General features: G+C 63.7%; 27 protein-coding genes and 1 riboswitch. Of the genes, 15 read left to right on the top strand and 12 right to left on the bottom strand.

The features are described 5' to 3' along the window. The first annotated feature begins 231 nt into the window (after nucleotides 1-231). From ftsE to NKI22_RS03435, 3 genes are all read left to right on the top strand, one after another. On the top strand, nucleotides 232-891 hold the full coding sequence (ftsE, locus tag NKI22_RS03445; protein WP_023677923.1) for a cell division ATP-binding protein FtsE: 660 nt from the start codon (nucleotides 232-234) through the stop codon (nucleotides 889-891). Then, nucleotides 884-1,867, top strand: a complete 984-nt coding sequence (locus tag NKI22_RS03440; RefSeq protein WP_023721095.1) for a cell division protein FtsX — start codon at nucleotides 884-886, stop codon at nucleotides 1,865-1,867. Before ftsE ends, NKI22_RS03440 begins: the two co-directional genes overlap by 8 nt. An 88-nt stretch (nucleotides 1,868-1,955) precedes the next feature. Next, on the top strand, nucleotides 1,956-2,720 hold the full coding sequence (locus NKI22_RS03435) for a YdcF family protein (protein WP_352483512.1): 765 nt from the start codon (nucleotides 1,956-1,958) through the stop codon (nucleotides 2,718-2,720). A 16-nt stretch (nucleotides 2,721-2,736) separates the two neighbouring features. Here NKI22_RS03435 and NKI22_RS03430 read toward each other — a convergent pair whose 3' ends face one another. Further along, on the bottom strand, nucleotides 2,737-3,357 hold the full coding sequence (locus NKI22_RS03430) for a pyridoxamine 5'-phosphate oxidase family protein (RefSeq protein WP_352483511.1): 621 nt from the start codon (nucleotides 3,355-3,357) through the stop codon (nucleotides 2,737-2,739). 133 nt (nucleotides 3,358-3,490) lie between these two features. Here NKI22_RS03430 and NKI22_RS03425 point away from each other — a divergent pair, with 133 nt between their 5' ends. Then, nucleotides 3,491-4,399, top strand: coding sequence for a LysR family transcriptional regulator (locus NKI22_RS03425; protein WP_023721098.1), 909 nt, complete (start codon nucleotides 3,491-3,493; stop codon nucleotides 4,397-4,399). A gap of 108 nt (nucleotides 4,400-4,507) precedes the next feature. Further along, nucleotides 4,508-5,308 carry a lysophospholipid acyltransferase family protein gene (locus NKI22_RS03420; protein WP_023721099.1) on the top strand — a complete coding sequence of 267 codons (801 nt, stop codon included), beginning with the start codon at nucleotides 4,508-4,510 and terminating at the stop codon, nucleotides 5,306-5,308. Between the two features lie 27 nt (nucleotides 5,309-5,335). Here NKI22_RS03420 and NKI22_RS03415 read toward each other — a convergent pair whose 3' ends face one another. Both NKI22_RS03415 and NKI22_RS03410 read right to left on the bottom strand, forming a co-directional pair. Then, nucleotides 5,336-5,956 (bottom strand): LysE family translocator, encoded by a 621-nt coding sequence (locus tag NKI22_RS03415; RefSeq protein WP_352817688.1) that lies wholly within the window; start codon nucleotides 5,954-5,956, stop codon nucleotides 5,336-5,338. Nucleotides 5,957-6,032: 76 nt separating this feature from the next. After that, nucleotides 6,033-6,980, bottom strand: coding sequence for an aldo/keto reductase (locus tag NKI22_RS03410; protein ID WP_023721101.1), 948 nt, complete (start codon nucleotides 6,978-6,980; stop codon nucleotides 6,033-6,035). 319 nt (nucleotides 6,981-7,299) lie between these two features. Between NKI22_RS03410 and NKI22_RS03405 the strand changes: the two genes are divergently transcribed. Continuing rightward, a complete protein-coding gene (locus tag NKI22_RS03405) occupies nucleotides 7,300-8,280 on the top strand; it encodes a quinone oxidoreductase family protein (protein WP_031194569.1) in 981 nt (326 codons plus the stop codon). A 45-nt stretch (nucleotides 8,281-8,325) separates the two neighbouring features. On the opposite strand, the gene NKI22_RS03400 is transcribed toward NKI22_RS03405, so the two are convergent. Then, a complete protein-coding gene (locus NKI22_RS03400) occupies nucleotides 8,326-8,859 on the bottom strand; it encodes a gamma-glutamylcyclotransferase (protein WP_352483506.1) in 534 nt (177 codons plus the stop codon). Between the two features lie 114 nt (nucleotides 8,860-8,973). Between NKI22_RS03400 and NKI22_RS03395 the strand changes: the two genes are divergently transcribed. Beyond that, nucleotides 8,974-9,975, top strand: coding sequence for a DUF2125 domain-containing protein (locus NKI22_RS03395; RefSeq protein ID WP_352817685.1), 1,002 nt, complete (start codon nucleotides 8,974-8,976; stop codon nucleotides 9,973-9,975). A gap of 130 nt (nucleotides 9,976-10,105) precedes the next feature. Here the strand turns inward: NKI22_RS03395 and NKI22_RS03390 are convergent, their stop codons facing one another. After that, the gene (locus tag NKI22_RS03390) at nucleotides 10,106-11,041 is read right to left on the bottom strand and encodes a prephenate/arogenate dehydrogenase family protein (RefSeq protein WP_352817682.1); all 936 of its coding nucleotides are present in this window, start codon (nucleotides 11,039-11,041) and stop codon (nucleotides 10,106-10,108) included. A gap of 6 nt (nucleotides 11,042-11,047) precedes the next feature. Further along, the gene (gene hisC / locus NKI22_RS03385) at nucleotides 11,048-12,157 is read right to left on the bottom strand and encodes a histidinol-phosphate transaminase (protein ID WP_352817679.1); all 1,110 of its coding nucleotides are present in this window, start codon (nucleotides 12,155-12,157) and stop codon (nucleotides 11,048-11,050) included. A gap of 138 nt (nucleotides 12,158-12,295) precedes the next feature. Further along, nucleotides 12,296-12,373: riboswitch (SAM riboswitch) on the top strand. Between the two features lie 92 nt (nucleotides 12,374-12,465). Between hisC and metX the strand changes: the two genes are divergently transcribed. Beyond that, nucleotides 12,466-13,635: a homoserine O-acetyltransferase MetX gene (gene metX, locus NKI22_RS03380; protein WP_292661143.1), complete on the top strand. Its 1,170-nt coding sequence runs from the start codon at nucleotides 12,466-12,468 to the stop codon at nucleotides 13,633-13,635. A gap of 172 nt (nucleotides 13,636-13,807) precedes the next feature. Next, nucleotides 13,808-14,422, top strand: coding sequence for a methionine biosynthesis protein MetW (gene metW / locus NKI22_RS03375; protein ID WP_023721109.1), 615 nt, complete (start codon nucleotides 13,808-13,810; stop codon nucleotides 14,420-14,422). A 28-nt stretch (nucleotides 14,423-14,450) separates the two neighbouring features. On the opposite strand, the gene NKI22_RS03370 is transcribed toward metW, so the two are convergent. After that, nucleotides 14,451-14,771 carry a DUF1330 domain-containing protein gene (locus tag NKI22_RS03370; protein WP_023721111.1) on the bottom strand — a complete coding sequence of 107 codons (321 nt, stop codon included), beginning with the start codon at nucleotides 14,769-14,771 and terminating at the stop codon, nucleotides 14,451-14,453. A gap of 235 nt (nucleotides 14,772-15,006) precedes the next feature. Here NKI22_RS03370 and NKI22_RS03365 point away from each other — a divergent pair, with 235 nt between their 5' ends. From NKI22_RS03365 to NKI22_RS03355, 3 genes are read left to right on the top strand one after another with little or no spacing between them, the layout of a single operon-like run. Further along, complete coding sequence (locus NKI22_RS03365) at nucleotides 15,007-15,753, top strand: SDR family NAD(P)-dependent oxidoreductase (RefSeq protein ID WP_352817676.1); 747 nt, start codon at nucleotides 15,007-15,009, stop codon at nucleotides 15,751-15,753. Nucleotides 15,754-15,794: 41 nt separating this feature from the next. Then, nucleotides 15,795-16,436, top strand: a complete 642-nt coding sequence (locus NKI22_RS03360; RefSeq protein ID WP_352958203.1) for an RNA polymerase subunit sigma-70 — start codon at nucleotides 15,795-15,797, stop codon at nucleotides 16,434-16,436. Between the two features lie 39 nt (nucleotides 16,437-16,475). Then, nucleotides 16,476-16,820 (top strand): nuclear transport factor 2 family protein, encoded by a 345-nt coding sequence (locus tag NKI22_RS03355; protein WP_352958201.1) that lies wholly within the window; start codon nucleotides 16,476-16,478, stop codon nucleotides 16,818-16,820. Nucleotides 16,821-16,838: 18 nt separating this feature from the next. On the opposite strand, the gene NKI22_RS03350 is transcribed toward NKI22_RS03355, so the two are convergent. The 3 genes from NKI22_RS03350 to NKI22_RS03340 all read right to left on the bottom strand — a co-directional run bounded on the left by NKI22_RS03350 (nucleotide 16,839) and on the right by NKI22_RS03340 (nucleotide 20,455). Next, nucleotides 16,839-17,645 (bottom strand): DUF1194 domain-containing protein, encoded by an 807-nt coding sequence (locus tag NKI22_RS03350; protein WP_352817671.1) that lies wholly within the window; start codon nucleotides 17,643-17,645, stop codon nucleotides 16,839-16,841. A gap of 76 nt (nucleotides 17,646-17,721) precedes the next feature. Continuing rightward, the gene (locus tag NKI22_RS03345) at nucleotides 17,722-19,554 is read right to left on the bottom strand and encodes an ABC transporter ATP-binding protein/permease (protein ID WP_023721115.1); all 1,833 of its coding nucleotides are present in this window, start codon (nucleotides 19,552-19,554) and stop codon (nucleotides 17,722-17,724) included. A gap of 130 nt (nucleotides 19,555-19,684) precedes the next feature. Continuing rightward, the gene (locus tag NKI22_RS03340; protein ID WP_023721116.1) at nucleotides 19,685-20,455 is read right to left on the bottom strand and encodes a class I SAM-dependent methyltransferase; all 771 of its coding nucleotides are present in this window, start codon (nucleotides 20,453-20,455) and stop codon (nucleotides 19,685-19,687) included. A 98-nt stretch (nucleotides 20,456-20,553) separates the two neighbouring features. Here NKI22_RS03340 and gloB point away from each other — a divergent pair, with 98 nt between their 5' ends. The 3 genes from gloB to NKI22_RS03325 are packed head-to-tail and all read left to right on the top strand — an operon-like array spanning nucleotide 20,554 to nucleotide 22,063. Next, entirely contained in the window at nucleotides 20,554-21,321 is a 768-nt protein-coding gene (gene gloB / locus NKI22_RS03335; protein WP_023721117.1) for a hydroxyacylglutathione hydrolase, read from the top strand. 20 nt (nucleotides 21,322-21,341) lie between these two features. Continuing rightward, nucleotides 21,342-21,767, top strand: a complete 426-nt coding sequence (locus NKI22_RS03330) for a cupin domain-containing protein (RefSeq protein WP_023721118.1) — start codon at nucleotides 21,342-21,344, stop codon at nucleotides 21,765-21,767. Nucleotides 21,768-21,772: 5 nt separating this feature from the next. Then, nucleotides 21,773-22,063, top strand: coding sequence for a hypothetical protein (locus NKI22_RS03325; protein WP_352850146.1), 291 nt, complete (start codon nucleotides 21,773-21,775; stop codon nucleotides 22,061-22,063). Nucleotides 22,064-22,226: 163 nt separating this feature from the next. Here the strand turns inward: NKI22_RS03325 and NKI22_RS03320 are convergent, their stop codons facing one another. Both NKI22_RS03320 and yddG read right to left on the bottom strand, forming a co-directional pair. After that, on the bottom strand, nucleotides 22,227-22,898 hold the full coding sequence (locus NKI22_RS03320; RefSeq protein WP_352817667.1) for a lysoplasmalogenase family protein: 672 nt from the start codon (nucleotides 22,896-22,898) through the stop codon (nucleotides 22,227-22,229). Beyond that, a complete protein-coding gene (gene yddG / locus NKI22_RS03315) occupies nucleotides 22,895-23,800 on the bottom strand; it encodes an aromatic amino acid exporter YddG (protein ID WP_023721121.1) in 906 nt (301 codons plus the stop codon). The genes NKI22_RS03320 and yddG overlap by 4 nt, the downstream gene beginning before the upstream one ends. Nucleotides 23,801-23,832 lie beyond the last annotated feature (32 nt).

Raw genomic sequence — 23,832 nt, 5'->3', positions numbered from 1 at the left:
TCGCCGGAAACCGGGCGCGCGGTTCGATCCTCAGCCATCGTGGCCCAACACTACGGCACCTGTTCGCTGTTCGTTTCTTTGGGTAAACGGAAATGGTTAACGCTTCCCCACCGGAACCCCTGTGACTCGTTTGAAAAGCCCCCAAATTAACCGTCGGTTAACCATGCCGGCCGATGGTCTTTCCACAGAAAGGGCTGGCATCTTGCCGCCGAGAATTTCAGGTCGTCGAAAGTGATCCGCTTCGAAAATGTCGGCCTCCGCTATGGCATGGGTCCGGAGATCCTCCGCGACATCTCCTTGCACATTCCGGAGCGCTCCTTTCAGTTCCTGAGCGGACCTTCAGGCGCCGGCAAGACGACGTTGCTGCGGCTTTTGTTCATGTCGCTGAAGCCGACGCGCGGCCTGATCACCATCTTCGGCAAGGACCGCTCGCGCATCTCGCGCACCGAATTGCCGCATCTGAGGCGCCGCATCGGGGTGGTGTTCCAGGATTTTCGCCTGCTCGACCATATGACCACCTACGAGAACGTGGCATTGCCGCTGCGCGTGCGCGGCCGCGAGGAGGCGACCTACCGCACCGACGTCACCGAGCTGCTGAAATGGGTCGGCCTCGGCGAACGCATGCATGTGCTGCCGCCGGTGCTGTCTGGCGGCGAGAAGCAGCGCGCCGCGATCGCCCGTGCGTTGATCGAGCAGCCCGAGATCCTGCTCGCCGATGAGCCGACCGGCAATGTCGATCCACCGCTGGCACGACGCTTGCTGCGGCTGTTCATCGAGCTCAACCGGCTGGGCACTGCCGTGGTGATCGCCACGCACGACCTCGGCCTGATGGAACAGGTCGACGCACGGCGCATGATCCTGGCCGGCGGAAGGCTGGACATCTATGACTGAGCTCTCCGTCGAACATTTCGAGGGTCACGACGCCGCAGCGGCCAAGCCCCGCGTCCAGCGCAAGATGGCGCCGATCGTGCCGGCGCAGAACATCGCCGGCCGGGCGCTGGTGCTGGTCATCGCCATCATGACGTTTCTGTCCTGCCTGACGTTTGGCGCAGTCACGCTGGTGCGTGACACCGCCTCGGTCTGGGAGAACCAGATCTCGCGCGAGGCGACCATCCAGATCAAGCCGGTCGACGGCCTCGACATGGAGGCCGCGCTTGCGCTGGCCTCGCAGATCGCCGGCGAATTCCCTGGCGTGAAAAGCGCCAGGATCGTCGACCGCGAAGCAACGGCCCGGCTGCTCGAGCCTTGGTTGGGCTCGGGCCTGAACATCGATGAGCTGCCGGTGCCGCGCCTGATCATCATCACCATCGACGAGAACAGTCCGCCCGATTTCGCCGCACTGCGCGCGGCGATCACGCCGAAGCTGCCGAGTGCATCGCTCGACGATCATCGCACCTGGGTCGACCGGCTGGTCACCATGGCCCGCACCACGGTAACGATCGGTCTCGCAGTGCTGGCGCTGATGCTGTCGGCGACGGTGCTGACCGTGGTGTTCGCGACGCGCGGCGCCATGGCCGGCAACGGCCACATCATCGAGGTGCTGCATTTCGTCGGCGCCGAGGCGCGCTTCATCGCGCGCGAATTTCGCCGGCATTTTCTGGTCACCGGCATGAAGGGCGCCGCGGCGGGCGGCGCCGCGGCAATCCTCGTCTTCATCGTCTTCTCCTGGTGGTCGTCACGCAACATGGCAACGCCGCAGGCCGACCAGGCGACCGCCCTGTTCGGCAATTTCGCCATCGGCTCGGCGGGTTATCTCGGGGTCGCTGTCATGGTGCTGGTGATCGGCGCGCTGACCGCGGCAACCTCCCATTTCACCGTGGTTACCTATCTCAGCGACATCGACATTCGCCAGCCGGACGCCGGCTAAAGGAAAGATCGATCACGGATGAAAACGCATCGTCACGAAAATTGCATTTTTTTCCTACCAAAGGCCGTATTTCGGGGTTAACCATTTCATGATGGACGTTCGGGACTCGACCGATACCGCTGGGTGCATGCCAGTGCTGGTTGCGCGTCCGCATGAATTCGCCGGGCCTGATGAATTTGCCAAGCCGGATCAGTTCGCCAAACACGGGCGGCTGCTGGCAGCCCGCTCCTTACGCCTCTCGGCTCTCCTTCTGCTCGGTCTTGTGGCGTTGTTTGTCGCCGGCTTCGGCTGGTTCGCCAATACCGTCAGCCGTCTGACGACGCCCGCCAATCCGGCAAGGGCCGACGCTATCATCGTGCTGACCGGCGGTCAGTCGCGCCTCGACGCCGCAATGGGGCTGCTTGCGTCAGGCAAGGGCGAGCGGCTGCTGATCAGCGGCGTCCATCCCTCCGCCAGCCGCCGCCAGCTTCAGGCCGCGACCGGCGGCGACAAGAGGCTGTTTTCCTGCTGCGTCGACATCGACCGCGCCGCGCTCGACACGATCGGCAATGCCGAGGAAAGCGCCAAATGGGTCGAGGACCACGCCTACGGCACCGTCATCCTCGTCACCAACAATTATCACATGCCGCGCAGCCTGCTGGAAATGGGACGGCTGCTGCACGGCGCCAGGCTTGAACCCTATCCGGTGGTCAACACCAACCTTGGGAATGGCGGCTGGCTGACCAAGCCGGAAGCGCTGCGCGTGCTGTTCACCGAATACAGCAAATACCTGCTGGCGCTGGCGCGTGGCATCATGCCGGTGAAGCAACCGCCCAACAGCGTCACGCTGGCCGACGCCGCGGGCGGAAACTGAACGGCACCGGCAGTTTTTATTCCCTGGCTGTTGCACCCGAGCGCAAGCGCGCGATCTCCTGCTCGAGCCGTTCTATACGCCTGTCGCGTTCGGCCAGAGCCGCCGCCACATCGGCCGCTTCGAAACGCTGCGGGATGTGCTGTGAGCAATTGGAATCCCAGGCAGAAACGGTAAACAGGATGACCTGTTCGGGTCGCGCTTTGTAGTCTTGCGGCACCAGCTTTGCCATCAGTTCGGCATCGCCCTCGACGACCTGCGCTGTGCCCCAGATCTTGATGCGCTGCCGGTGGGCATAATCGATGAGGAACAGGAAAGCCTGTGGGTTGTCGCTGAGATTGCCTTGGGTGATGAACTGCCTGTTGCCGGAAAAATCGGCAAAGCCGATCGTCCGTTCGTCGAGCACCTTGAGGAAACCGGCAGGCCCACCGCGATGCTGGATGTAAGGCTGCCCGTCAGCATTGGCGGTCGACAGGAAGACGCTGGTCTGCGCCTCGATGAAGGCGGCGAGATCGGGCGTGATTGCCGCCTGCCAGCCACCACGCTCCTCAACACGGGCATAGGCCTGGCGCGAGCCCTTGCGGGCTTGGATCGCCTTCACCGTCGGTGTGAAGGCAACATCGCTGGTGTGAGCGTTCATGAAGACCCTCCTCAACTGCCGAGTACGCTGCATTACTCACCGAAAAGTAGATACTTCCATCTTCGAGAAGCAGATGCCATATCTGCGATGCGTCCTTCCATTCTTCGGAAGGGTCAATTTTTTCGGGAAAGTTATGGATCGCCTCCACTCCATGTCGCTTTTCGTTGCCGCGGCGGAGACAGGCAGCCTTTCGGCTGCCGGGCGTCGCTTCGGCATTCCGCTGACGACGGTCAGCCGCAAGGTTTCGGACCTGGAAAGGCACCTGAAGACACGGCTGTTGAACCGCTCGGCGCGGCAGCTGTCGCTGACCGATGCCGGCCACGCCTATCTCGCCGCCTGTCGTCGCATTCTCGACGAGGTCGGCGAGGCCGAGCGAATAGCCGCCGGCGAGTACAGCGCCCCGACCGGCGAACTGATCGTCACCGCGCCGATCGTCTTCGGCCGCCTGCATGTGCTGCCGGTCGTCACCGCCTTTCTCGCCGCCTACCCCGACGTAAGTGTGCGGCTGACACTCGCCGACCGGATAACCCAGTTGGTCGAAGAGCACATCGATCTCGCCATCCGCATCGGCGCCCTTGCCGATTCGAGCCTGGTCGCCGTCCGCCTGGGTTCGATCCGCCGCGTCGTTTGCGCGAGCCCGGCCTATCTCGCCGAGCACGGCACGCCGAAAACGCCGCAAGAGCTTGCAGCACACAGTGCGATCACCTTCGAAGGGCTCAACGCCTCCGCCTGGAGTTTCGCCACCGGCAAGGCCGAATTCACCGTACCGGTCCGCTCCAGGTTACGGGTCAACACCGCTGAGGCGGCAATCGATGCGGCGATTGCTGGCGTCGGCGTGACGAGGCTGCTTTCCTACCAGATCGCCGCCGCGGTTCGGTCGGGTACGCTGCGCCCCGTGCTGCAGGAGTTCGAGCCCGAGCCATGGCCGGTGAGCCTCGTCCACGCCGGCCAAGGGCTGCTGCCGGTGAAGCTGCGCGCGTTCCTCGACTTCGCCGCCCCACGCCTGAAGCAGCGCCTGCTGCAGGCGGCGTGGCAGGCGTGACGAAGGACGGCCTACCGCAAAACCGGGCCGATCGCCCGCCTCGCACCGTTTCCTTTTTGCCGGCGCTTGGTGTAACCAACGCACACCTCCTCACCGGGCACTTGCTGTATGCTCTATTTCCGCTCGCTGGCGTTCAATCTCGCCTTTTACCTCAATCTGATCGTCCAGATGATCCTCTGGACCCCGTATTATTTCCTGTCGCCGCGCCACCGCGCCTGGTTCGTGCCGAAATTCTGGTCGCGCACCAGCATGTGGCTCTACGACAAGATCGCCGGCACCAGAAGCGAGATCACCGGCCAGGAGAACCTGCCTGAAGGCTCCTTCATCCTGGCGCCGAAGCACCAGTCCTTCTGGGACACGATCGCTTTCCTGCCGTTCCTCGACGATCCCGTTTACATATTGAAGCGGGAGCTGACCTGGATCCCGTTCTTCGGCTGGTACATCTTGAAGATGCGGATGATTCCGGTCGACCGCGGCAGCCGCTCGAAGGCATTGAAGATGGTGATCGCCGCGACCAAACAGGAATTGGCGCGCAATCCCCGCCAGCTCATCATCTATCCCGAGGGCACGCGCCGGGCGCCGGGCGACGAGCCGGTCTACAAATACGGCATCGTCGAACTCTACGCGCAACTTGGCATTCCGGTGGTGCCGGTCGCTCACGTCGCCGGCCTCTATTGGCCGCGCCGCAAATTCCTGCGCTATCCCGGCACGATCAAGGCGCGCTTCCTGTCGCCGATCCCGCCCGGCCTCGGCAAGGACGAATTCATGCAACGGCTGATCGGCGAGACGGAGGCCGCCTGCGACCAGCTCCTCGTCGAGGCGTCGCAAACGCCGAACCCGCCGCCGATGCCGCCGACTGCGGTGAAAAGGCTTGGTGAGCTGGACGCGAAACCTGAATTGAAAGGCTGAGGCAACGGCCTCAGATGCCACAAGGGCTCACGGCAGGGCAGCCAGGGCGGCTGTTGCAACCAGCGTCACGGCAAACACCAGATTGATGATCCGCGAAGCCAGCGGTTTGCGCAGCAAACGTGCAAAGGCTGCGCCGGCGAGAAGCCACAAGAGATGAATGGCAACGATCATCAAGGTGAGAACCCCCAGCTTGGCTGAAATACCGAGACCGCCGGCGCCGGAAGACGCGCTGGCGAACACGGCGGCAATCGCCACATAGGCTTTCGGGTTGGCAACAGCCAGAAGAAACCCGCCAAGGAAAGTGGGAAGCGCCGCTCCACGGACGCGTGCCGTCAGTGGCGGCGCCGCCGCTATCTTGAACGCCAGGTAAAGGATGTAGGCTGCCGAGGCGACCGCCAGCAGCGCCGCGAGCTTCGGCAACGCGGCGAGAACGGCCATGATGCCCGTCGCCACCACCACGAGCACGAGGATCGTGCCAACAACGATCCCCGAGGCATAGCGGAGCGAATCCCGCAGGCCGAACGCGGCGCCGACCGCGGTGACGCTTATCGTCGCCGGCCCCGGGCTGCCCATGACGATGGCCGATGCCAGCACAAGCGCCAGCAATTGCTGCCATAGCTGCTGATCGAGAAGAACCTGTCCGGCCATGCGGCGTCCCTGCATCCTGTGACGATGTAGGACGGTAGGCAAGGCAGCGGTGCGGGTCTTGAACGATCGTGCGCGGCTATGCGCTGGCCTTGTCGAGCTCGGCGATATCGTCCGGACTGAGCTGCAACGACGCCGCACGCACCAGGCTGTCGAGCTGGCCGAGCGTCGTCGCGCTGGCGATCGGAGCGGTGACGCCGGGGCGCGCCATGACCCAGGCCAGCGCCGCTTCCGCCGGCTTGGCCGAATGTCTGGCCGACACGGCGTCGAGCGCTGAGAGAATGCGCATGCCACGCGCGTTGAGATACCCTTTCACACCGCCGCCGCGCGGGCTTTTGCCGAGATCGGCTTCGCTGCGGTACTTGCCGCTCAAAAACCCTTTGGCGAGGCTGAAATAGGTGATGACGCCGATGTCCTCGGCCACGCACAGATCACGCAGCGGACCATCGAAGAACGAGCGGTCGTAGAGGTTGTATTCCGGCTGCAGCACCTCGTAGCGCGGCAGGCCGCGCAGGCTTGCTACGTCGAGTGCGGCGCGCAATTGGGCGGCGTCGAGGTTGGAAGCGCCGGCATAGCGGATTTTGCCCTTGTCGAGCAGTTTCTGGTAAGCACCGAGCGTTTCCTCATACGGGGTCGCAGGGTCGGGCCAGTGCGACAGATAGAGATCGACGGTATCGACCTGCAGCCGCTTCAGCGAGGCATCAATGGCCTTTTCGATATAGGCGGCGGACAGATCCCTTTTGCCCTGCCCCATGTCCGAACCGACCTTGGTGATGACGACAACCCTGTCGCGGTTGCCGCGGCTCTTCATCCATTTGCCGATGATGGTTTCGGATTCGCCGCCCTGGTGGCCGGCAATCCAGCGCGAATAGGAATCGGCCGTGTCGATGGCGTTGAGACCGGCGTCGACAAAGCGGTCGAGCAAGTCGAACGAGGTTTTCTCATCGGCGGTCCAGCCGAACACATTGCCGCCCAGAACCAATGGCGCGATGGATAGGTCGGTGCGACCGAGACGACGTTTCTGCAAGGCTGATCTCCATGGTGATTCATGCTGAGGCGGGTGGGAGCCGCCGACCGGGCTAACCTATGTCGCGCCATGGCAACGTCAAACGCATAGCCTCTTTTCCAACCCGCTGGCGCTTCACAAAACCGCGACCCGCCGCGCCGTGTCCGGCTTCCAAACCAGCCCCTCTGAGGAAATTGGCAAGTTTAGCACATAGATTGTCAAATCTGCCAATTCTGGCCTTTGCCGGCCGGCCATAAGTTCCGCGGCGCCGACGCAAATTTCGGCACGGTCTGGCCAAGCCCAGACTGTTTGCCCCGGATCGTTTGTTATGGAGACCGGCATGAAAGCAATTGTATTTGACGCCATCGGCTCGCCGCGCGACGTGCTCTACGTTGACGACCTGCCGATGCCGCGGATCGGCGATGGCGAGGTGCTGGTCAGGATGGTCTCGGCCTCGATCAATCCGGGCGACTTCCTGTTTATCCAGAACCTCTATCCCGAACCGAAGAAGCCGCATTTTCCCCAGCAGATCGCGGGAAACCATGGCGCCGGCATCGTCGAAGCCGTTGGCGCGAACGTTTTGCTGGAACCGGGCACGCTCGTCGCGTTCAGCTATTATGGCAGTTGGGCCGAGTACGCGGCCATTCCCGCCGAATGGCTGATCCCGTTGCCTGCCGGCTATCCGGTCGAACGCGCCGGGCAGATGGTGAACCCCATTACCGCGTGGGATCTGATGGTGGATTCCCGTGTGCGGCCTGGCCAGTGGCTGGCTGTCACGGCCGGCTATTCGTCGATTTCGACAATGGTGATGCAGTTCGCCCAACGACGCGGCATCAACGTCATCGCGCTGGTGCGGCGCTCGCACCAAAGCTTCGATCTGAAGACGCTTGGCGTCGCCGCCATTCTTGACCTTTCGGACTTGAAGGCAAGTATCCGGGAAGCCGTGATGGATATCACCGGTGGCGCCGGATTGAACGGGATTATCGACAATGTCGGCGGACCTGTCAGCGGCGAATTGATCCGCACCCTGGCGCTCGGCGGGCAGATGGTGATCAATGGCGGCATGAGTGCAGAGCGCTTCGAACTTCACAATTTCGATGTGTTGCTGAGCGGCGTGGAGATCAGGGCGAATATCTATCGCTACTTCTTTTCGCCGCCGGTCGAAGCCGACCGACCTGTGCTACGCGAGATCATCGACATCTTCGGCCAGCCCGGCTTCCACGTTCCTGTCGGCGGTCTCCGCCCGTTGACCGAGTTCAAGCTCGCCGTGGCAAACAGCCTGGATCGCGCCGATCTTGGCAAACAGATTTTCAGGATGTAGCCCGGACCACGACGCCGAAAGCATCATGGTCAACGACCAAAGAAGCTACGTCGCGACCCGTCTTGTCACCTCTTCCAGCCAGCGATCGCTTATACCCAGTGCTTCGAGGTGCTCCAGCGTGCTGAGCACGTAATCCTCATTCCTCCCCGACTGGCCGACGGCGCCGCGAACGACGGCTGCTGCCTCGGCGGCGTCGAGCGCACCGGCGTATTGCTCATGGCTGCGGTCCACGACATAGGCGATGGCTTCGACCGTCTCGCCCCCATCCGTTTCACGCTTGTCGAGGCGAACGCTGAGCACACGCTCGAGATAGACGTTGGTGACCAGCTCGCGTTCGCGCAGATAGGTGATGACCTCGTTGCGCAGCTCGCCTGGAACCCGGAACGCCAGCCCGATGCAGGAGCCGCCGCGGTCGAGGCCGAGCACCAGGCCCGGCCGTTCGCGCGAGCCGCGATGCACGAAAGAATAGACGCAGAGCGAACGGCGATAGCCATGCAGGCGGGCACGCCGCGTCTCGACATGTGCGAATCCCGGCCGCCAGATCAGTGAGCCGTAGCCAAAAACCCAAAAATCGCCCATATCGCCAAGCCTGATTGTGACGAACCACCCCACCGGTGGTGTTTCAGTCCGTCTACCTGTTGTTGCCGAAAGCGACAGCCCGCCCGTGTCACCCGCGTTAACGAAAGCCGCAGCATGACGTCAAGTGACGAGCGCCCGCCGCCCAGCCAACGTCGCCGCCTGTTGTGGCTTGCCGCTTTCATCCTCGTGCTGTTCGGCATCTACAGCGCCGGCTGGTTCTACCTGGCGGATCTGGTCGAGAGCGCAACCGAAAGGGCGGTCGCCGATCTCGACGACAACGGCATCAAGGCCGACTGCGCCAATCTTGCGGTCAGCGGCTATCCCTTCACCTTCACCCTTTCCTGCGACAGTCTGGCTTACGAGGACGACAGCCGCAACGTCGCTGCATCGACAGGCAAAATCAACGCCGCCACGCAGATCACGCGGCTTCTGTCGCCTGCCGCCGAGTTCAGGGGGCCGCTCAGGACCTCTGTTCCCGGCATGACGCCGCTGTGGATCGACTGGGATGATCTGCGGGCCGACATGAAGCTGTCCTGGCCGCTGCCGGGGCGCCTCTCGCTGCAGGCAGAAGGCCTGTCCGGCCAGACCGATCCGGCGGACGACACCGATCCTGTCTCGCTGTTCAGCGCCGGAACCGCCACCGGACAATTGCGCCCAAACGGCCAGGACATCGACTATGCCGGCAATTTCACCGATCTCGAAATCGACGCAGAGGCCATCGGCGGGCGCGTCTTGCCGCCACTCGACGGCAGCGGCGACGTGACATTGAAGAACGGTGTGACGCTGATCAAGGCAAATCCGAAGAGCCTGCGCGGCCAGGCGGTCGAAATCCGCGAGCTCGATCTGTCGTCCGGAACTGCGCGCATCACCGTTTCCGGACCGCTGTCGGTCGACAATGATGGTCTCATAAATGCCGACCTGATGATCAAGCTCAATGATCCGAAGGCCGTGGCGGCAATCCTCGCCACCGCCATCCCCGAGCAGAAGAAAGAAATCCAGACCGGCTTCGCCGGACTGGCGCTGCTCGGCAACGCACCGTCGATGCCGCTGAAGATCGTCAAGGGCAAGGCCTCGCTCGGCTTCATCCCGCTCGGCAAGATCAAGCCGCTCGACTAGAGCAATTCCAGGAAATTGTGAACGGTTTTCCGTCCGGATTGCGTCAAACAAAAAGATAGACCGGTTCGGCGTTTCCGTGAAACGATGAACCGTTCTGGGGCGGTACGGCCTGCGATCGGCTTGCCGCGGCTTATCCCTTCGGCGGGTGTTCGACTGCCTGGCGGCCGAAATCCGGTACGTCGATGTCCTGGCCGGCCTCGATAATCGAGCGGCGGACAGCGCGGGTGCGGGTGAACAGGTCGAACAGCTTTTCGCCGTCGCCCCAGCGGATCGCCCGCTGCAGCGAGGATAGATCTTCCGAGAACCGCGCCAGCATTTCGAGGATGGCGTCCTTGTTGTGCAGGCAGACGTCGCGCCACATGGTCGGGTCGGACGCCGCGAGACGGGTGAAGTCGCGAAAGCCGGAAGCCGAGTATTTGATGACCTCGGACTTGGTCACCGACTCCAGATCGTCGGCGGTACCGACGATGTTGTAGGCGATGATGTGCGGCAAGTGCGAAACGATGGCCAGCGTCATGTCGTGATGCTGCGGGTCCATCGTGTCGATGTTGGAGCCGCAGCGGCGCCAGAATTCCGAGAGCTTTTCCAGTGCCGCGGCATCGGTGCCGGGCAGCGGCGTGAAGATGCACCAGCGGTTCTCGAACAGTTCGGCAAAACCGGCATCCGGTCCCGATTTTTCGGTGCCGGCCAAAGGATGGCCGGGGATGAAGTGCACGCCATCAGGCACATGCGGCTGCATCTGCGCGATCACCGATGCCTTGGTCGAGCCGACATCGGTGAGGATGGTGCCCTTCTTCAGCGCCGGTGCGATCTCCGCGGCGACCGTGCCTGAAGAGCCGACCGGCACCGAAACGATGACCAGATCGGCATCGCGAACCGCTTCTTTCGCATCTGTCGTGTAGATGTCGCCAAGGCCGAGTTGACTCGCCCGTGCCAGCGTCGCTTCGCTGCGCGTCGAAATCGCGACTTGGCCGGCAAGTCCCTCGCGGCGGATGACGCGGGCCAGCGACGAACCGATCAGGCCGATGCCGACCAGCGCGATCTTTTCGAACATCGGTGAGGTCATGGTGCCCTAGCTTTTCAGGAATGTCGCGAGTGCTGCGACAACGCCGCGATTGGCCTCTTCGGTGCCGATGCTCATGCGCAGCGCGTTGGGAAAACCGTAGCCGGAAACGCGCCGCAATATGTAGCCGCGCGCACTGAGGTAGTCGTCGGCGGCCGCCGCCGAATGCTTTTTGTCTTCGGGAAAGTGGATCAGGATGAAATTGCCGACGCTCGGGGTCACCCGCAGCCCGAGCCCGGTCAATTGCTCGCTCAGCCAGGCCAGCCAGGTCTCGTTATGCGCGACGCTGCGCTCGATATGAGCGCGGTCGCGGATCGCCGCGATGCCGGCCTCGATCGCCGTCGCATTGACGTTGAAAGGCCCGCGCACGCGGTTGATCGCGTCGATGACGTGCATTGGCGCATAGATCCAGCCGATCCGCGCGCCACCGAGGCCCAATTTCGAGAAGGTGCGGGTCATGACCACGTTTTCCGCGCTGCCCACCAACTCGACGCCGGCTTCATAGTCGTTGCGCCGGACATATTCGGCGTAGGCGGCATCCAGCACCAGAAGCACGTTTCGCGGCAGGCCGGCATGCAGGCGGCGCACCTCCTGGAACGGCACGTAAGTGCCGGTCGGGTTGTTCGGATTGGCAAGGAAGATGATCCTGGTACGCGGCGTCACCGCGGCGAGGATCGCATCGATGTCGGCGCGTTCATCGGTCTCCTTGACCGTTACCGGGACCGCACCGGCCGACTGTATGTAGATCTTGTAGACCATGAAGCCGTGTTCGGTGATGATGGCTTCATCGCCGGGCGCGAGGTAGGTCTGCGCAAGCAGGCCCAGGATCTCGTCGGAACCGTTGGAGCAGACGATGTTCGCCGGATTGAGCCCATGCACCTCGGCGATCGCCTCCCGCAGGCGCCTGGCGCTGCCGTCGGGATAGACCGCGAGCTTGTCGGCGACCGCGCGCGCGGCCTCTATCGCCTTTGGCGAAGGACCGAGCGGGTTCTCGTTCGCCGACAGTTTGTGGACTTTGACGACACCTTCAGGCGCCGCGCTCTTGCCGGGCACATAGGCTTCGATGTCCATGATGCCGGCGCGGGGCGTTGGACGTGTCTGATCCGGTGTCTGGCTCATTCCATGAAATCCGTCGAGGAAGCCTCCATCCGGAAGCCGCAGCGGAAATACAAGCCGTGGCCCGGAATGTCGAGGGGCGGCAATTCGGGATCAATAACTTGCCGTTGACGAAGCCATGCGTCAGTCCTAGAAGAGCAGCGACAGTTCCGTGGTGATTTGGCCGGTCGGCTTGCAGCCACGTTAAACAACTTGCTAAAGGGCCGTTTGCATCTTGTAACCGGCTTTGCGAAGGCATGGCCGGTTTTTTGTTGCCCTGACTGGTTGTTGCCCGGACCGGCGGACAACTGAAGGCCGGGCAAGGAGATGTGATGGTCGCTTTGCGCGCGCGAAAAACCAACAACGAGGCCGACCAGCCGTCGAGCCCGGTGTTGCGTTTCGGCGCCGACAAGCCGCTCAAGCTCGACGCCGGCACGCTGCTGTCGCCGTTCCAGATCGCCTACCAGACCTATGGCACGCTCAACGACGCGCGCTCCAACGCCATCCTCGTCTGCCATGCGCTGACCGGTGACCAGCATGTCGCCAACACCAATCCGGTGACCGGCAAGCCGGGCTGGTGGGAAGTGCTGATCGGCCCCGGCAAGATCATCGATACCGACCGGTTCTTCGTCATCTCGTCCAACGTCATCGGCGGCTGCCTCGGTTCCACCGGCCCCGCCTCGACAAATCCCGCAACCGCCAAGCCTTACGGGCTCGACCTGCCGATCATCACCATCCGCGACATGGTGCGGGCGCAGCTGATGCTGGTCGAGCATTTCGGCATCGAACAGCTGTTCAGCGTGCTGGGCGGCTCGATGGGCGGCATGCAGGTGCTGCAATGGGCCTCCAGCTATCCCGAGCGCGTCTTCTCGGCCCTGCCGATCGCCACCGGCGCCCGCCATTCCTCGCAGAACATCGCTTTCCACGAGGTCGGCAGGCAAGCGGTGATGGCCGACCCCGACTGGCATGGCGGCAAATATTTCGAGCACGGCAAGCGACCGGAAAAGGGGCTGGCGGTGGCGCGCATGGCCGCCCACATCACCTATCTGTCGGAAGCAGCGCTGCACCGCAAGTTCGGCCGCAACCTGCAGGACCGCGAAGCGCTGACCTTCGGTTTCGATGCCGACTTCCAGATCGAGAGCTATCTGCGCCATCAGGGCATGACCTTCGTCGATCGCTTCGATGCCAACTCCTATCTCTACATGACCCGGGCGATGGACTATTTCGATCTCGCCGCCGACCATGGCGGCCGGCTGGCCGATGCCTTCGCCGGCACCAAGACCCGTTTTTGCCTGGTCTCCTTCACCAGCGACTGGCTGTTCCCGACCGAGGAGAGCCGCTCGGTCGTTCACGCGCTGAACGCGGCCGGCGCCTCGGTATCGTTCGTCGAAATCGAGACCGACCGCGGCCACGACGCCTTCCTGCTCGACGAGCCGGAACTGTTCGCCGCCATCAAAGGCTTCATCGCCTCGGCGGCCCGGGCTAGAGGGCTCGGCGCATGACCTCGAAAAGTTGCACGCTTTTCGGATCAGGACCATGTGCCAGGCATCAGCGCATGACCCTGAAAAGTAGCAGACTTTTCGGATCAGGATCATGCGCCAGGCATCAGCGCATGGCCCCGAAAAGTTGCAGACTTTTCGGATCAGGACCATGCGCCAGGCAGGAGCCGAGCCAATGAGCGTCAACCGCGCCCAGCGCGTCGACCTCGAAGTCGTCGCCGATCTCATCCCGCCGCAGTCGCGGGTGCTGGACGTCGGTTCCGGCGACGGCCTGCTGCTCGAATTGCTGCAGGCGACCAAGAAGGTCGACGGCCGCGGGCTGGAACTGTCGCAGCGCGGCGTCAACGAATGCGTGGCGCGCGGCCTGTCGGTCATTCAAGGCGATGCCGACAAGGACCTCCAATTCTATCCCGACAAGGGCTTCGACTTTGTCGTCTTGTCGCAGACCTTGCAGGCGACCCGCAATCCGAAGCTGGTGCTCGACGAACTGCTCCGGATCGGCAACCGCGCCATCGTCTCATTCCCCAATTTCGGCCACTGGCGGGTACGCTTTTCGCTGCTCTTCAACGGCCGCATGCCGGTGACCAAGGACCTGCCCTATTACTGGTACGACACCCCCAACATCCATTTCTGCACCATTCGCGATTTCGTCAATCTATGCGACGAGCTGGGCGCGACGGTGGAAAAGGCAACCGCGCTCGACGCCAACGGCCAGCGGATCGGCTTCTCGATGCCGTGGTGGTTCTGGAACTTTTTCGGCCAGCAGGCGGTATTTCTGCTGAAACGGTAGCAGGCCGCCCGCGAGCCGATCATTCCCCTTATTCAAGCACGTCGGTGGCCTTGTGCGGATGCGCAACGCCGTCGACAAGGACCACATCGGACTGAGAATTCTCGGTGCGCAGCGGCAAGATCTCCTGATAGGCGGCCGAGCGGTACCATCCGCGCGCCTGCTGCATGTCTGGAAATTCGATCATGACGAGGTGCCCCGGCCAGGTGTTTTCAACCACGTCCACCTCGCTGCCATGCACAATGAAGCGCCCGCCAAACGGCTCCAGCGTGGCATCGATCTTCTGCAGGTACTCGACGATCGGCGGCCCTGGCGTGACCTGGCGCATATGGGCGACGGCGTAGGCGGTCATGGTGTAACTCCTTGTGGTCGAAAGCCGGACAACCGGCTTGATGGGAGCAGTTTGCCGGGACGTTGCGCGCTGGTCGATTACCCCCGAGGTAATGACACCGAATACAAAACTGGCGCGCCGCTGCCGTCACCTGAAAGATATTTCTGCCTGGCACCGATGATTTCCGCCCACCTGCGCTGTCCTTATCGATGAGCGCGCCTGGATGGTCCGGCGGCCGGGAACAGAGAGGTGATCCATGGGATCGTTGCAAAATCAGAATGTCGTCGTCGTCGGGGGCAGCCGTGGTGTCGGCCGCTCCATCGCGGAGGCCGCCCTCAAGGAGAAAGCGGCGGTGCTGGCCGTCGCCCGTGGAAAACAGGCGCTGGCGCAATTTGCCTGGGAAGTCTCGGGCGTGAAGACGCTCGCGGCCGATGCGACGGTGGACTCCGCCCCCGATAAGGTCTTCGCCGCGCTGGAGCCGGACGTGCTGGTGATCTGCGCAGGCGCGCTGGCCCCTTCCGCGCCGGTGCATGAACAGAACTGGAAGGCCTTCTCGGCAAATTGGGACACCGACGTCAAGGCGTCGTTCCTGTTTTGCCGGGCCGCTCTGCGCCGTCCGCTCAAGCCGGGAACCCGGATCGTTCTGATCTCCAGCGGCGCGGCCTTGACCGGCGGACCACCCAATGCCGGCGGCTATGCCGGCGCAAAACGCATGCAGATGTTCCTGGCCGGTCATAGCCAGAAGGAGTCGGACCGGCTTGGCCTCGGCCTGCGCTTCATGGCGCTCGCGCCGATGCGGATCATGCCGGAGACCGGCGTGGGCAAGGCCGGCGTCGACAGCATCGCGGCCTATATGGGCATCCAGCCGGCGGACTTCATCGCCGCCATGACCGACATGCAGACGCCGGCCGATGTCGGACGGGCGGTGGTCGCACTCGCCACCGGCCAGCCGCAAGGCAGTTCCTTCATGGTGAGCGGGAGCGGGCTTGCCCCGGCCGCCTGAGGCGCGCGTAATGCAAACCTGACCCGGAACCCGAAAGTAGCATGACAGACGCTGAGCCACCTCTGGAGCCAGCACGCCAGCCGATCCTCGATCGGCTGGCCTTCGAGAAGGTCACGGCCGCGCATCGCCGCGAACTCAAGCTGCATTGCTATCGCATGATGGGTTCGCTGCACGAGGCCGACGACCTCGTCCAGGACACGTTGCTTCGCGCCTGGCGCGCAAGGTCGGAGTTCGACGGGCGGGGTTCGGTTCGCGGTTGGCTCTATATGATCGCGACCAATGCTTGCCTTAACGCCATCAAGGCGAGGTCGAGGGCGCGTCGCATTCTCCGGGAACCCGGACGGCCGCCGTCGCACGGGGCGGCCATAGGCGGGCCCGTAGCTGACGTCGCGTGGCTGGAGCCCTACCCCGACGCCGAGCTTCCAGACATTGCCGGCAGCGAGCCAGGTCCGGAAGCCCGTTACGAGAGCCGCGAGGCCGTCCAGCTCGCCTTCGTCGCCGCTATCCAGGATCTGCCGCCCAGGCAGCGCGCCGCGCTGCTGCTTGCCGACGTCCTGGGATGGTCGGCCGTCGAGACGGCGCGTTTGCTGGGCGGATCGACGGCTTCGATCAACAGCGCGTTGCAGCGCGCCCGCGCAACGCTGACGGCGCGCTATCCTGGCGGACGGCCGGCCAGCCGATGACGGCCCAACCCCGAAGAAGGCCTGCTGCTCGAACGTTACATGCAGGCCTGGCAGGCCGCCAATCTCGAAGGTTTGATCGAGCTCCTGCGTGAGGACGCCATCTATACCATGCCGCCTTGGCGCGAATGGTATCAAGGCCGCGAAGCGATCCGCGGTTTCTTCGAGACCGTCTGGCCGAGGTTCGGCGGCTTCCGCACGCTGGCCACCGCGGCCAATGGCCAGCCGGCGGTCGGGGTCTATTCCCGCAGCCACGATGACCCGGCGTGGCGGGCCCATTCCCTGCATGTGTTCGAGCCAGCCGAGGGCGGGATCGCTTCCTTGACGATCTTCATAGGGCCGCTCGGGCCATCTCTGTTCCCGGCCTTCGGCCTGCCACCGGCCTAGCTTACCCGTGGGCAAGCCTTACCGGTCGAGTTCCGGGAAATACGGGTCGGAGAAAAACCGCCGGTCGCGCTCGCCTTGCAGGCAGTCGATCGGTGCGTCGATGCGGATCGTCCTCGGATCCTCCTTGGGATACTCGACGCCGCTGACCTCGAGGATCAGTTTGCGGCGAGTGGCGGTGGCGAATTCGGAAACCGCATAGATTGGCAGGACGAACGAGCTCGGTCCGCCGGTGACGCATTCGGCATAATACCGGTCGAGATGGCTGAAGGTCGGTGACGGGCTGATCAGGATCGGCAACCCGTTGATGACGATGCCCTTCGCCAGCGCCGCATCGCGTGCCGTTGTGACCGGCAAGCCGGTGTTGTTTGGGCCATCGCCAGAGACGTCGATGACGCGGCGTTTGGCCACGAAGGCCGTGCCATCGAAAAGCTCGGCGCCGAAGGCCACGGCACCGGAAATAGAGGTGCCGCGAAAGCTCCTGAACGGGCGGGCCGCGATCTTGTCGGCGAAAGCGTTGGCGCTCTCCTTGCTGTCGATGACGTGCCAGGCAATGACCGCATCGTCGCGGATGGTGCCGGCCCATTCGAAATAGGCGATGGCGATGCGGCCGGAAGGGCCGGTACGCACGGCATTGATGAAGTCGGGATGTCGCAGCGCCGCGACATAGCCGGCGCGCTGCAGGGCAAACTCCCTTTCATCCATCGACTGCGAGATGTCGACGGCCAGCACCAGCTCGACGTCGACGGCAATGGCATTGGCGGGCGCGGCCACAGGTGCTGCCGGGGCACAGGCAAGGCAGGCGAGCAGGGCGAGAGCGTCAAGCATGGCCGATCGGAACGTTCCCATCTGAAACGATCGCGATAGTTTTTCGCCGCGATCGCGGCGAAATAAAGCTTGGCTTCTATTTCTTTCGGCGAGCCGAGGCGATAATCGGGGGCGGTTCGATGGCGCCTGCCCTGACACGGGCCGGCTTGAGGGGCGGTTGGCCGGCATCCTTGACGATGGTCAACGCTCGCGGGAAGAAGCGGGTATTGTGCTGGCCGCGGCCGATATTGAGGATCGCGGCGTCTGGAAGGCGCTTGTCCAGCATCGACAGCACTTGCCTCAGCGTCGCGCCGTCGAACGCGTCCAGCGCCTCGTCGATGATCACCCATTTCGGCCGTCGCAAGGCGAGCCTGGCAAAGGCCAGCAGACGCTGCTCGTCGTCGCTGAGCTCACGCTCCCAGCGCGCCGAGTGATCGAGCGAGGACGACAGGCGTTGCAGCCCGACATCGGCCAGCACCTCCGAAATCTCGGCATCGCTCGCCTCCGCCGCGCCGTCTGAATGGTTGAGCACCTCGCGCAGCCTGCCGAGCGGGAAATAGGGAGTACGCGGAACGAAGATCGGCGCTTCTCCGGCCGGCATGCCGATCCGGCCGCTGCCCCATGGCCACAGACCGGCAATGGCGCGGAAGAAAAGCGTCTTGCCGGCGCCCGGATCTCCGGTGATCATGACGCGGTCGCCGGCGCGGATTTCGACATGCGGCTCGGCAAGCTTGGTGCATCCGTCCGGCGAGGCAATCTCGAGCTTCTCGAATGTCAGGCTGCCGTCGGGATTTTCGCCGAACGAAATGCGCCTTTCCGTATCGTGCAGCGCGTCGGTGTCGCCGAGCGCGATGCGGAAGTCGGCGACCCGCATCAGCGTGGCGCGCCAATCGGCGATGCCGCCGATATTGTTGATGAACCAGCGCAGCGAGGAATGGACCTGGTTGAAGGCGCCGACCGCCATCATCAAGCCGCCAAAGCTGATATCGCCGGCAAAATAGACCGGGGAAGCGACGAGGATCGGCGCGACGACAGTGATCCAGCCATAGGTGTCGGTTACCCAGGAAAGATTGATCTGGGCGCTGTAGATGCGCCGCATGGCACCCAGCACCATGCCAAGGTCGAATTCGAGCCGGCGCCTGGCATCGGCCTCGCCATGCGCAAGCGCGATGGCATCGACATTCTCGTTGACGCGAACCACCGAGGAGCGCAGTTCCGCCTCACGCGTATAGCGATCGTTGTTGAAGCGGATCAGCGGCCGCCCGACCAGCCAGCTCAACCACGAAGCTGTGCCCGCATAGAGGATCGCCGCCCAGACCATGTAACCGGGTATGGCCAGCGAATGGCCGCCTATGTGGAAAACGAAGCCGGAAGACAGCGACCACAAGACGCCAACGAACGAGGCAAGCAGGATGCAGGACTGCAGCAGGCCGATGCCGAGACCGGTCGAAAGGTCGGAGAGATGCCCGGCATCCTGCTGCAGGCGCTGGTCGGGATTGACGCCGATGGCGCCGGCATGGGTCAGCCGGAAGGCACGCGCCGGCCGCATCCATTCGCCGATCAGGTCGAGCGTCAGCGCCTCGCGCAGCTTCAGGCGAAGCATCTGGTCGAGCCAGGTCTGGCTGACATTGAGCACCACAAGCCCGCCGGCGATGCCGGCGAAGACCAGAAGCTGATGCAGGAAAGCCGGCATGTCGCGCCGCGCCAGCGCGTCGTAGAAAGGCTGGTTCCAGCGATTGAGCAGAACCTGCCCGATCGAGCTCGCCACGATGACGGCGACGATGCCGATCGCTGCCCAAAGCAATTGTTTTCGCACTGGCGAGGTGGTCAGCGCCAATTTGATTGTTGCCAGCTGCTCACGCAGGCTGCTGGCTTCGATCGACGTGGCAAGCTTCTGGGCGCTGGGCTCGACATCCGGATGATCAGCCATGAGTGGATCCTTGCATTCGGAAGCGGTGCTAAACCCCGGTGATAGGATCGACCGCATATGCCTTCAATCGGGCAGCGAACCCGTCCGCGACAGATAGGTGAGAAAAAGCCTGCGTCGGATCACGAACGCGTCATCCTGGCGACGCCGGACGTTCGGCCCCCGACAGCCGGCCAAGCGTCGGCGCGCCATGCGGCGAGAGAACCGGCACGAAGACGCGGCGGGAGGCGCGCTGCGCCACCGGGACGCCCTGATAGAGCCGCTTCTGCGCCTCGACAACGATGACGCCCGAAAAGATCGGCCAGAAGCGCCGGCCGGCACGCTCCAGCACATTGTGGAACTGCATCATGAAACGTCGCGGCGACGGCGGAAAGAACAGCGCATCGGACCATGCCGCCGGCGTGAAATTCGCTTCGCGCAGCAATTCGGTCAGCTGGCCGCGCGAGAACGGCCGGCCATTGCCGAAAGGCGTATGCTCGAAGCGCGCCCAGACGCCTCGCCGGTTGGGCACGACGATGACGACACGTCCGGCCGGCGACAGCACCCGCCAGATCTCGTTCAGCGTCTCGCGCGGGTTCTCGACATGTTCGAGCGAATGGACGAGCAGCATGCGGTCGATGCAGGAATCGACCAGCGGCAGCTCCTCGTCGAAGACCAGGGCGGTCGCCGTCGGCCCCGTCGCCGGCCAGACCACCGCGCCCTGCGTCGCCGGCATGAAGGCAAAGACACGCTCGGCATCGCTGCCGAAGCGCTCCAGCCATGGCAAGGTATAGCCGAGGCCGACCAGCCGCTCGTTGGGCACAGCAGCCCATAGCGAGGACAGCGCCATGGTGATCGAGCGTTCGGCCAGGCGCCCGAGCGTGGTCGAATAGAAGGAACGGAGGTCGACAATATCTGAATGCATGGGCGGAACGGTAGCTTCGAAGCAGTCCAAGTTCAACAAAGGCAGATGACATCGGCTGGCAGGCGCCCTATGTCTGCGCCTGTAAACGGAGAGATATGATGCCGGTCGAGATCGAACAATTCATGTGCCGCAGCGACAATTTCGGCGTGCTGGTGCATGACCCCAAAAGCGGCCAGACGGCGCTCATCGACGCACCAGAAGAGGCGCCGATCCTGGCCGCCATCAAGCGCACCGGCTGGACACCGACGATGATCCTGACCACCCACCACCATCTCGACCACGTCGAGGCCAATCTGGCGCTGAAGGAGCGTTTCAAGCTGCGCATCGTCGGGCCGGAAGCCGAAAAGGCAAAGATTCCCGGCATCGACGAAACCGTCGAGCAAGGCTCGGTCGTCCACCTCGGCGATGAGCGGATCGAGGTCATCGCCACACCCGGCCACACCGCAGGCCATGTCACCTATCACCTGCCGGCGTCAAAAGTGGCATTCGCCGCCGATACGCTGTTTGCGCTCGGCTGTGGGCGGCTGCTCGAATGCAAGCCGCCGGTGATGTACGAATCCCTGAAAAAGCTCGCAGCGCTGCCGGCCGAGACGGTCGTCTATTGCGGACATGAGTATACGCTGGCCAACGCCCGTTTCGCGCTGACCGTCGACCCGACCAATTCGGCGCTGAAAGAGCGTGCCGCCAAGATCGAGGCGCTGCGCGCCGACGGCAAGCCGACGCTGCCGACGACGATCGGCGAGGAACTGTCGACCAATCCGTTCCTGCGCTGGCACGATCCGGCGATCCGCAGGCATCTCGGCCTGGAAAAGGCCTCCGACGCCGAAGTGTTCGCCGAGATCCGCAAGCGCAAGGACAATTTCTGAGCGGCACCAGGAGCTAGGGCATGACCAGTTCCGCCGAAATCATCGCCCTGCTCGGCCTGAAGCCGCATCCGGAAGGCGGCTGGTATGCCGAAACCTTTCGCGACGGCGCGGCAGGCACGCGCGGCCATTCGACGGCGATCTATTTCCTTCTGGAGAAGGACCAATTGTCGGCCTGGCACCGGGTCAAGGACGCGGCCGAGGTTTGGCACTTCTATGACGGTGCGCCGCTGGCGCTGTCGATACATCGAGAAGGCGGTCCCGTCATCGAGGAGATCCTTGGCACGGCGCTTGCCGCAGGCGAGCGGCCGCAGATCGTCGTGCCGGCAGGCTGGTGGCAGTCGGCACGCAGCCTCGGCGAATGGACGCTGGTCGGCTGCACCGTGGCGCCGGGCTTCGATTTCGCCGCCTTCGAATTGGCAGAGCCGGGCTGGCAGCCTGGAGCATGATTGACATGAATGATCATCGGCTTCCTGCGCGGAACAAGGCGCTCATTGCCGCCTACGTCGCGATTGGTATAGAAGGCCTTCTGTTGCGCCCTATTTATCCGAAGAGCATCTTTGTAGCGCTCTTTCTGATGTCCGTGTTCGGTGCAGCCTATTTGATCTTCTGGTCTCGGATGACGTTTCAGGAATGGAAGCAACTTCCGACGCTTCAGAAACGCTTGCTCTTCATGATTTTTGTCGTGGCCCTCGGCGGATTCTTATGCATGATTTACCTGACACTGCGTTCCACGTTGAGGTAGTGAGCAGTAGTTAGCCGAATCCGGGCGGTTGATTAGCGCTGACCCGCCCCATTGAGCGCCATTAGGTCTTGCACTTCGGACTCGTCGGTCCCGACCAATCCTGTAGGTGCGATTTTTGCAAACAGCTTAGAGGATCAGCCTTGGACGTCTCTTCGCGTTGATCCTAGCCCAGCAGCAAACCCAGCGTGATCGCCAGCTGGCCGGCATAATACAGCGCCCAGACCCCATGGCGCACCCAAATGCGGTGCGCCGAGATGGCAGGCAGCAGGAACTTTTCCGCGGCGTGCAGCCCGTCGGACAGCAGGAGCAGGACGCCGCCGCCTACGACCCAGACGCTGTTCAGGGTGAGCGCCGCAATGCCCATGCCAAGCAGTGCCGCGGCATGCACACCGATCGGCAAACGCAAGGCCGGGCCGATGCGGCGCTGGAGCGCGAAAACCATGGCCAGCACCGATACGATCATCGCCAGCACGATCGCTGCCCGCCACGGCTCGGCCGAAAGCAGCCCGAGGCCGCTGCCGGCGCGCAGGAACAGCACGACGTAAAGCACATGCGCGGCAAGAAAACTGGCCGTGCCGCCAAGAAATGCCTTCTCGCCGTCGCGCGACAGGAAGGCGTCGCCGACGGCACCGACGCCCAGCGCGGCGACAAGCAGCCATGGGCCGCCCTGCTGCGCGACCAGCACCGCCAGCATCGCCACCGCCAATGTCCTTGCCGCCGACCGCGAAAGGCGCGGCGGCATGCCGAGGCTGAACGCGTAAATCACCGCCGCCGCCAGCGAAAACAGCAGCGTCGCATTGGCATTGGCATCGATGCCGCCGGAAAACGGCATCATGCGTTTGCCTCGCTCGCGGCCCTCTTGCGCAGGAACAGCGATTTCGCCGCCAGTGCCGCGCCGCCGGTGATCAGCACGCAGGCGGCGAGGATGCGCCATGACGGCTCGGCGAAGCCGGCTGATATCAGCACCAGCGTCGACAGCAGCGGTGCGGCATAGCTCGCCGCCCCCAGCACCTGGATGTTGCCGCGCTTGACGCCGATGTCCCAGGCATAGAACGCCGCTCCCACCGGCATCAGACCGAGGCCGAGCACGGCCAGCCACTGGCCGGCGCCGTTGGGCAGCACCGTTTCTTCCAGCAACAGATGGCAGACCAGCGAAAGTGCCGCGGTGGCGGCGCAGAACCAGGTGACGATGCTGGTCGGCACCGACGGGAAGCGCCGCGACAACAGCGAATAGGACGACCACAGCACCGCGCAGACGCCGGCCATTGCATAGCCGAAGGCATAACGCGCATCGAAGGCAAGCCCGCCGCCCTTGGTGACGATCAGGACCGTGCCGGCAAGGCCGAGCAGCGCGCCGGCGACATGGTTCCAGGCCAGCCGCTCGCCCGGCATCAGCGCCGACCCCAGCACGATCAGCAGCGGCCACAGATAGGCGATCAGGCTGGCCTCGACGGCCGGCGCATTGCGCAGCGCGGTGAAATAGAAGAAGTGGTAGCCGAACAGGCCGGCAATGCCGATCACCCAGACTTTGCGTGGTATTTTGACTTGGCGCGGTATCTTCGCGGCGCCATCGGCTGCCGGCATGAACAGCCGGGCAACCAGGCCGACGCAGGTGCCGATCGTAAAGGTGATTGCCGAAAGCAGGAACGGCGGCACCGAACCCGAAGCATCCGTAAACAGCGCCAGCAGCGCCCACATGGCGACCGCGGAGAAGCCGATCAGTGTTGCGCGCGCCATACCCGTCGCCCCGTGGCCCATTGGCGGCGCAC

The sequence above is a fragment of the Mesorhizobium sp. M0778 genome (assembly GCF_040320105.1).
Classification (GTDB): Bacteria; Pseudomonadota; Alphaproteobacteria; order Rhizobiales; family Rhizobiaceae; genus Mesorhizobium.
Note: the sequence above shows the minus strand (reverse complement) of the source record. Positions and strands in the feature narration are given on the sequence as shown.

Coding starts and splice junctions, on each gene's coding strand:
- NKI22_RS03440 (WP_023721095.1), top strand. CDS start 884: ATGACTGAGCTCTCCGTCGAACATTTCGAGGGTCACGACGCCGCAGCG.
- NKI22_RS03435 (WP_352483512.1), top strand. CDS start 1,956: ATGATGGACGTTCGGGACTCGACCGATACCGCTGGGTGCATGCCAGTG.
- NKI22_RS03430 (WP_352483511.1), bottom strand. CDS start 3,357: ATGAACGCTCACACCAGCGATGTTGCCTTCACACCGACGGTGAAGGCG.
- NKI22_RS03425 (WP_023721098.1), top strand. CDS start 3,491: ATGGATCGCCTCCACTCCATGTCGCTTTTCGTTGCCGCGGCGGAGACA.
- NKI22_RS03420 (WP_023721099.1), top strand. CDS start 4,508: ATGCTCTATTTCCGCTCGCTGGCGTTCAATCTCGCCTTTTACCTCAAT.
- NKI22_RS03415 (WP_352817688.1), bottom strand. CDS start 5,956: ATGGCCGGACAGGTTCTTCTCGATCAGCAGCTATGGCAGCAATTGCTG.
- NKI22_RS03405 (WP_031194569.1), top strand. CDS start 7,300: ATGAAAGCAATTGTATTTGACGCCATCGGCTCGCCGCGCGACGTGCTC.
- NKI22_RS03400 (WP_352483506.1), bottom strand. CDS start 8,859: ATGGGCGATTTTTGGGTTTTTGGCTACGGCTCACTGATCTGGCGGCCG.
- NKI22_RS03395 (WP_352817685.1), top strand. CDS start 8,974: ATGACGTCAAGTGACGAGCGCCCGCCGCCCAGCCAACGTCGCCGCCTG.
- NKI22_RS03390 (WP_352817682.1), bottom strand. CDS start 11,041: ATGACCTCACCGATGTTCGAAAAGATCGCGCTGGTCGGCATCGGCCTG.
- hisC (WP_352817679.1), bottom strand. CDS start 12,157: ATGAGCCAGACACCGGATCAGACACGTCCAACGCCCCGCGCCGGCATC.
- metX (WP_292661143.1), top strand. CDS start 12,466: ATGGTCGCTTTGCGCGCGCGAAAAACCAACAACGAGGCCGACCAGCCG.
- metW (WP_023721109.1), top strand. CDS start 13,808: ATGAGCGTCAACCGCGCCCAGCGCGTCGACCTCGAAGTCGTCGCCGAT.
- NKI22_RS03370 (WP_023721111.1), bottom strand. CDS start 14,771: ATGACCGCCTACGCCGTCGCCCATATGCGCCAGGTCACGCCAGGGCCG.
- NKI22_RS03365 (WP_352817676.1), top strand. CDS start 15,007: ATGGGATCGTTGCAAAATCAGAATGTCGTCGTCGTCGGGGGCAGCCGT.
- NKI22_RS03360 (WP_352958203.1), top strand. CDS start 15,795: ATGACAGACGCTGAGCCACCTCTGGAGCCAGCACGCCAGCCGATCCTC.
- NKI22_RS03355 (WP_352958201.1), top strand. CDS start 16,476: ATGCAGGCCTGGCAGGCCGCCAATCTCGAAGGTTTGATCGAGCTCCTG.
- NKI22_RS03350 (WP_352817671.1), bottom strand. CDS start 17,645: ATGCTTGACGCTCTCGCCCTGCTCGCCTGCCTTGCCTGTGCCCCGGCA.
- NKI22_RS03345 (WP_023721115.1), bottom strand. CDS start 19,554: ATGGCTGATCATCCGGATGTCGAGCCCAGCGCCCAGAAGCTTGCCACG.
- NKI22_RS03340 (WP_023721116.1), bottom strand. CDS start 20,455: ATGCATTCAGATATTGTCGACCTCCGTTCCTTCTATTCGACCACGCTC.
- gloB (WP_023721117.1), top strand. CDS start 20,554: ATGCCGGTCGAGATCGAACAATTCATGTGCCGCAGCGACAATTTCGGC.
- NKI22_RS03330 (WP_023721118.1), top strand. CDS start 21,342: ATGACCAGTTCCGCCGAAATCATCGCCCTGCTCGGCCTGAAGCCGCAT.
- NKI22_RS03325 (WP_352850146.1), top strand. CDS start 21,773: ATGAATGATCATCGGCTTCCTGCGCGGAACAAGGCGCTCATTGCCGCC.
- NKI22_RS03320 (WP_352817667.1), bottom strand. CDS start 22,898: ATGATGCCGTTTTCCGGCGGCATCGATGCCAATGCCAATGCGACGCTG.
- yddG (WP_023721121.1), bottom strand. CDS start 23,800: ATGGCGCGCGCAACACTGATCGGCTTCTCCGCGGTCGCCATGTGGGCG.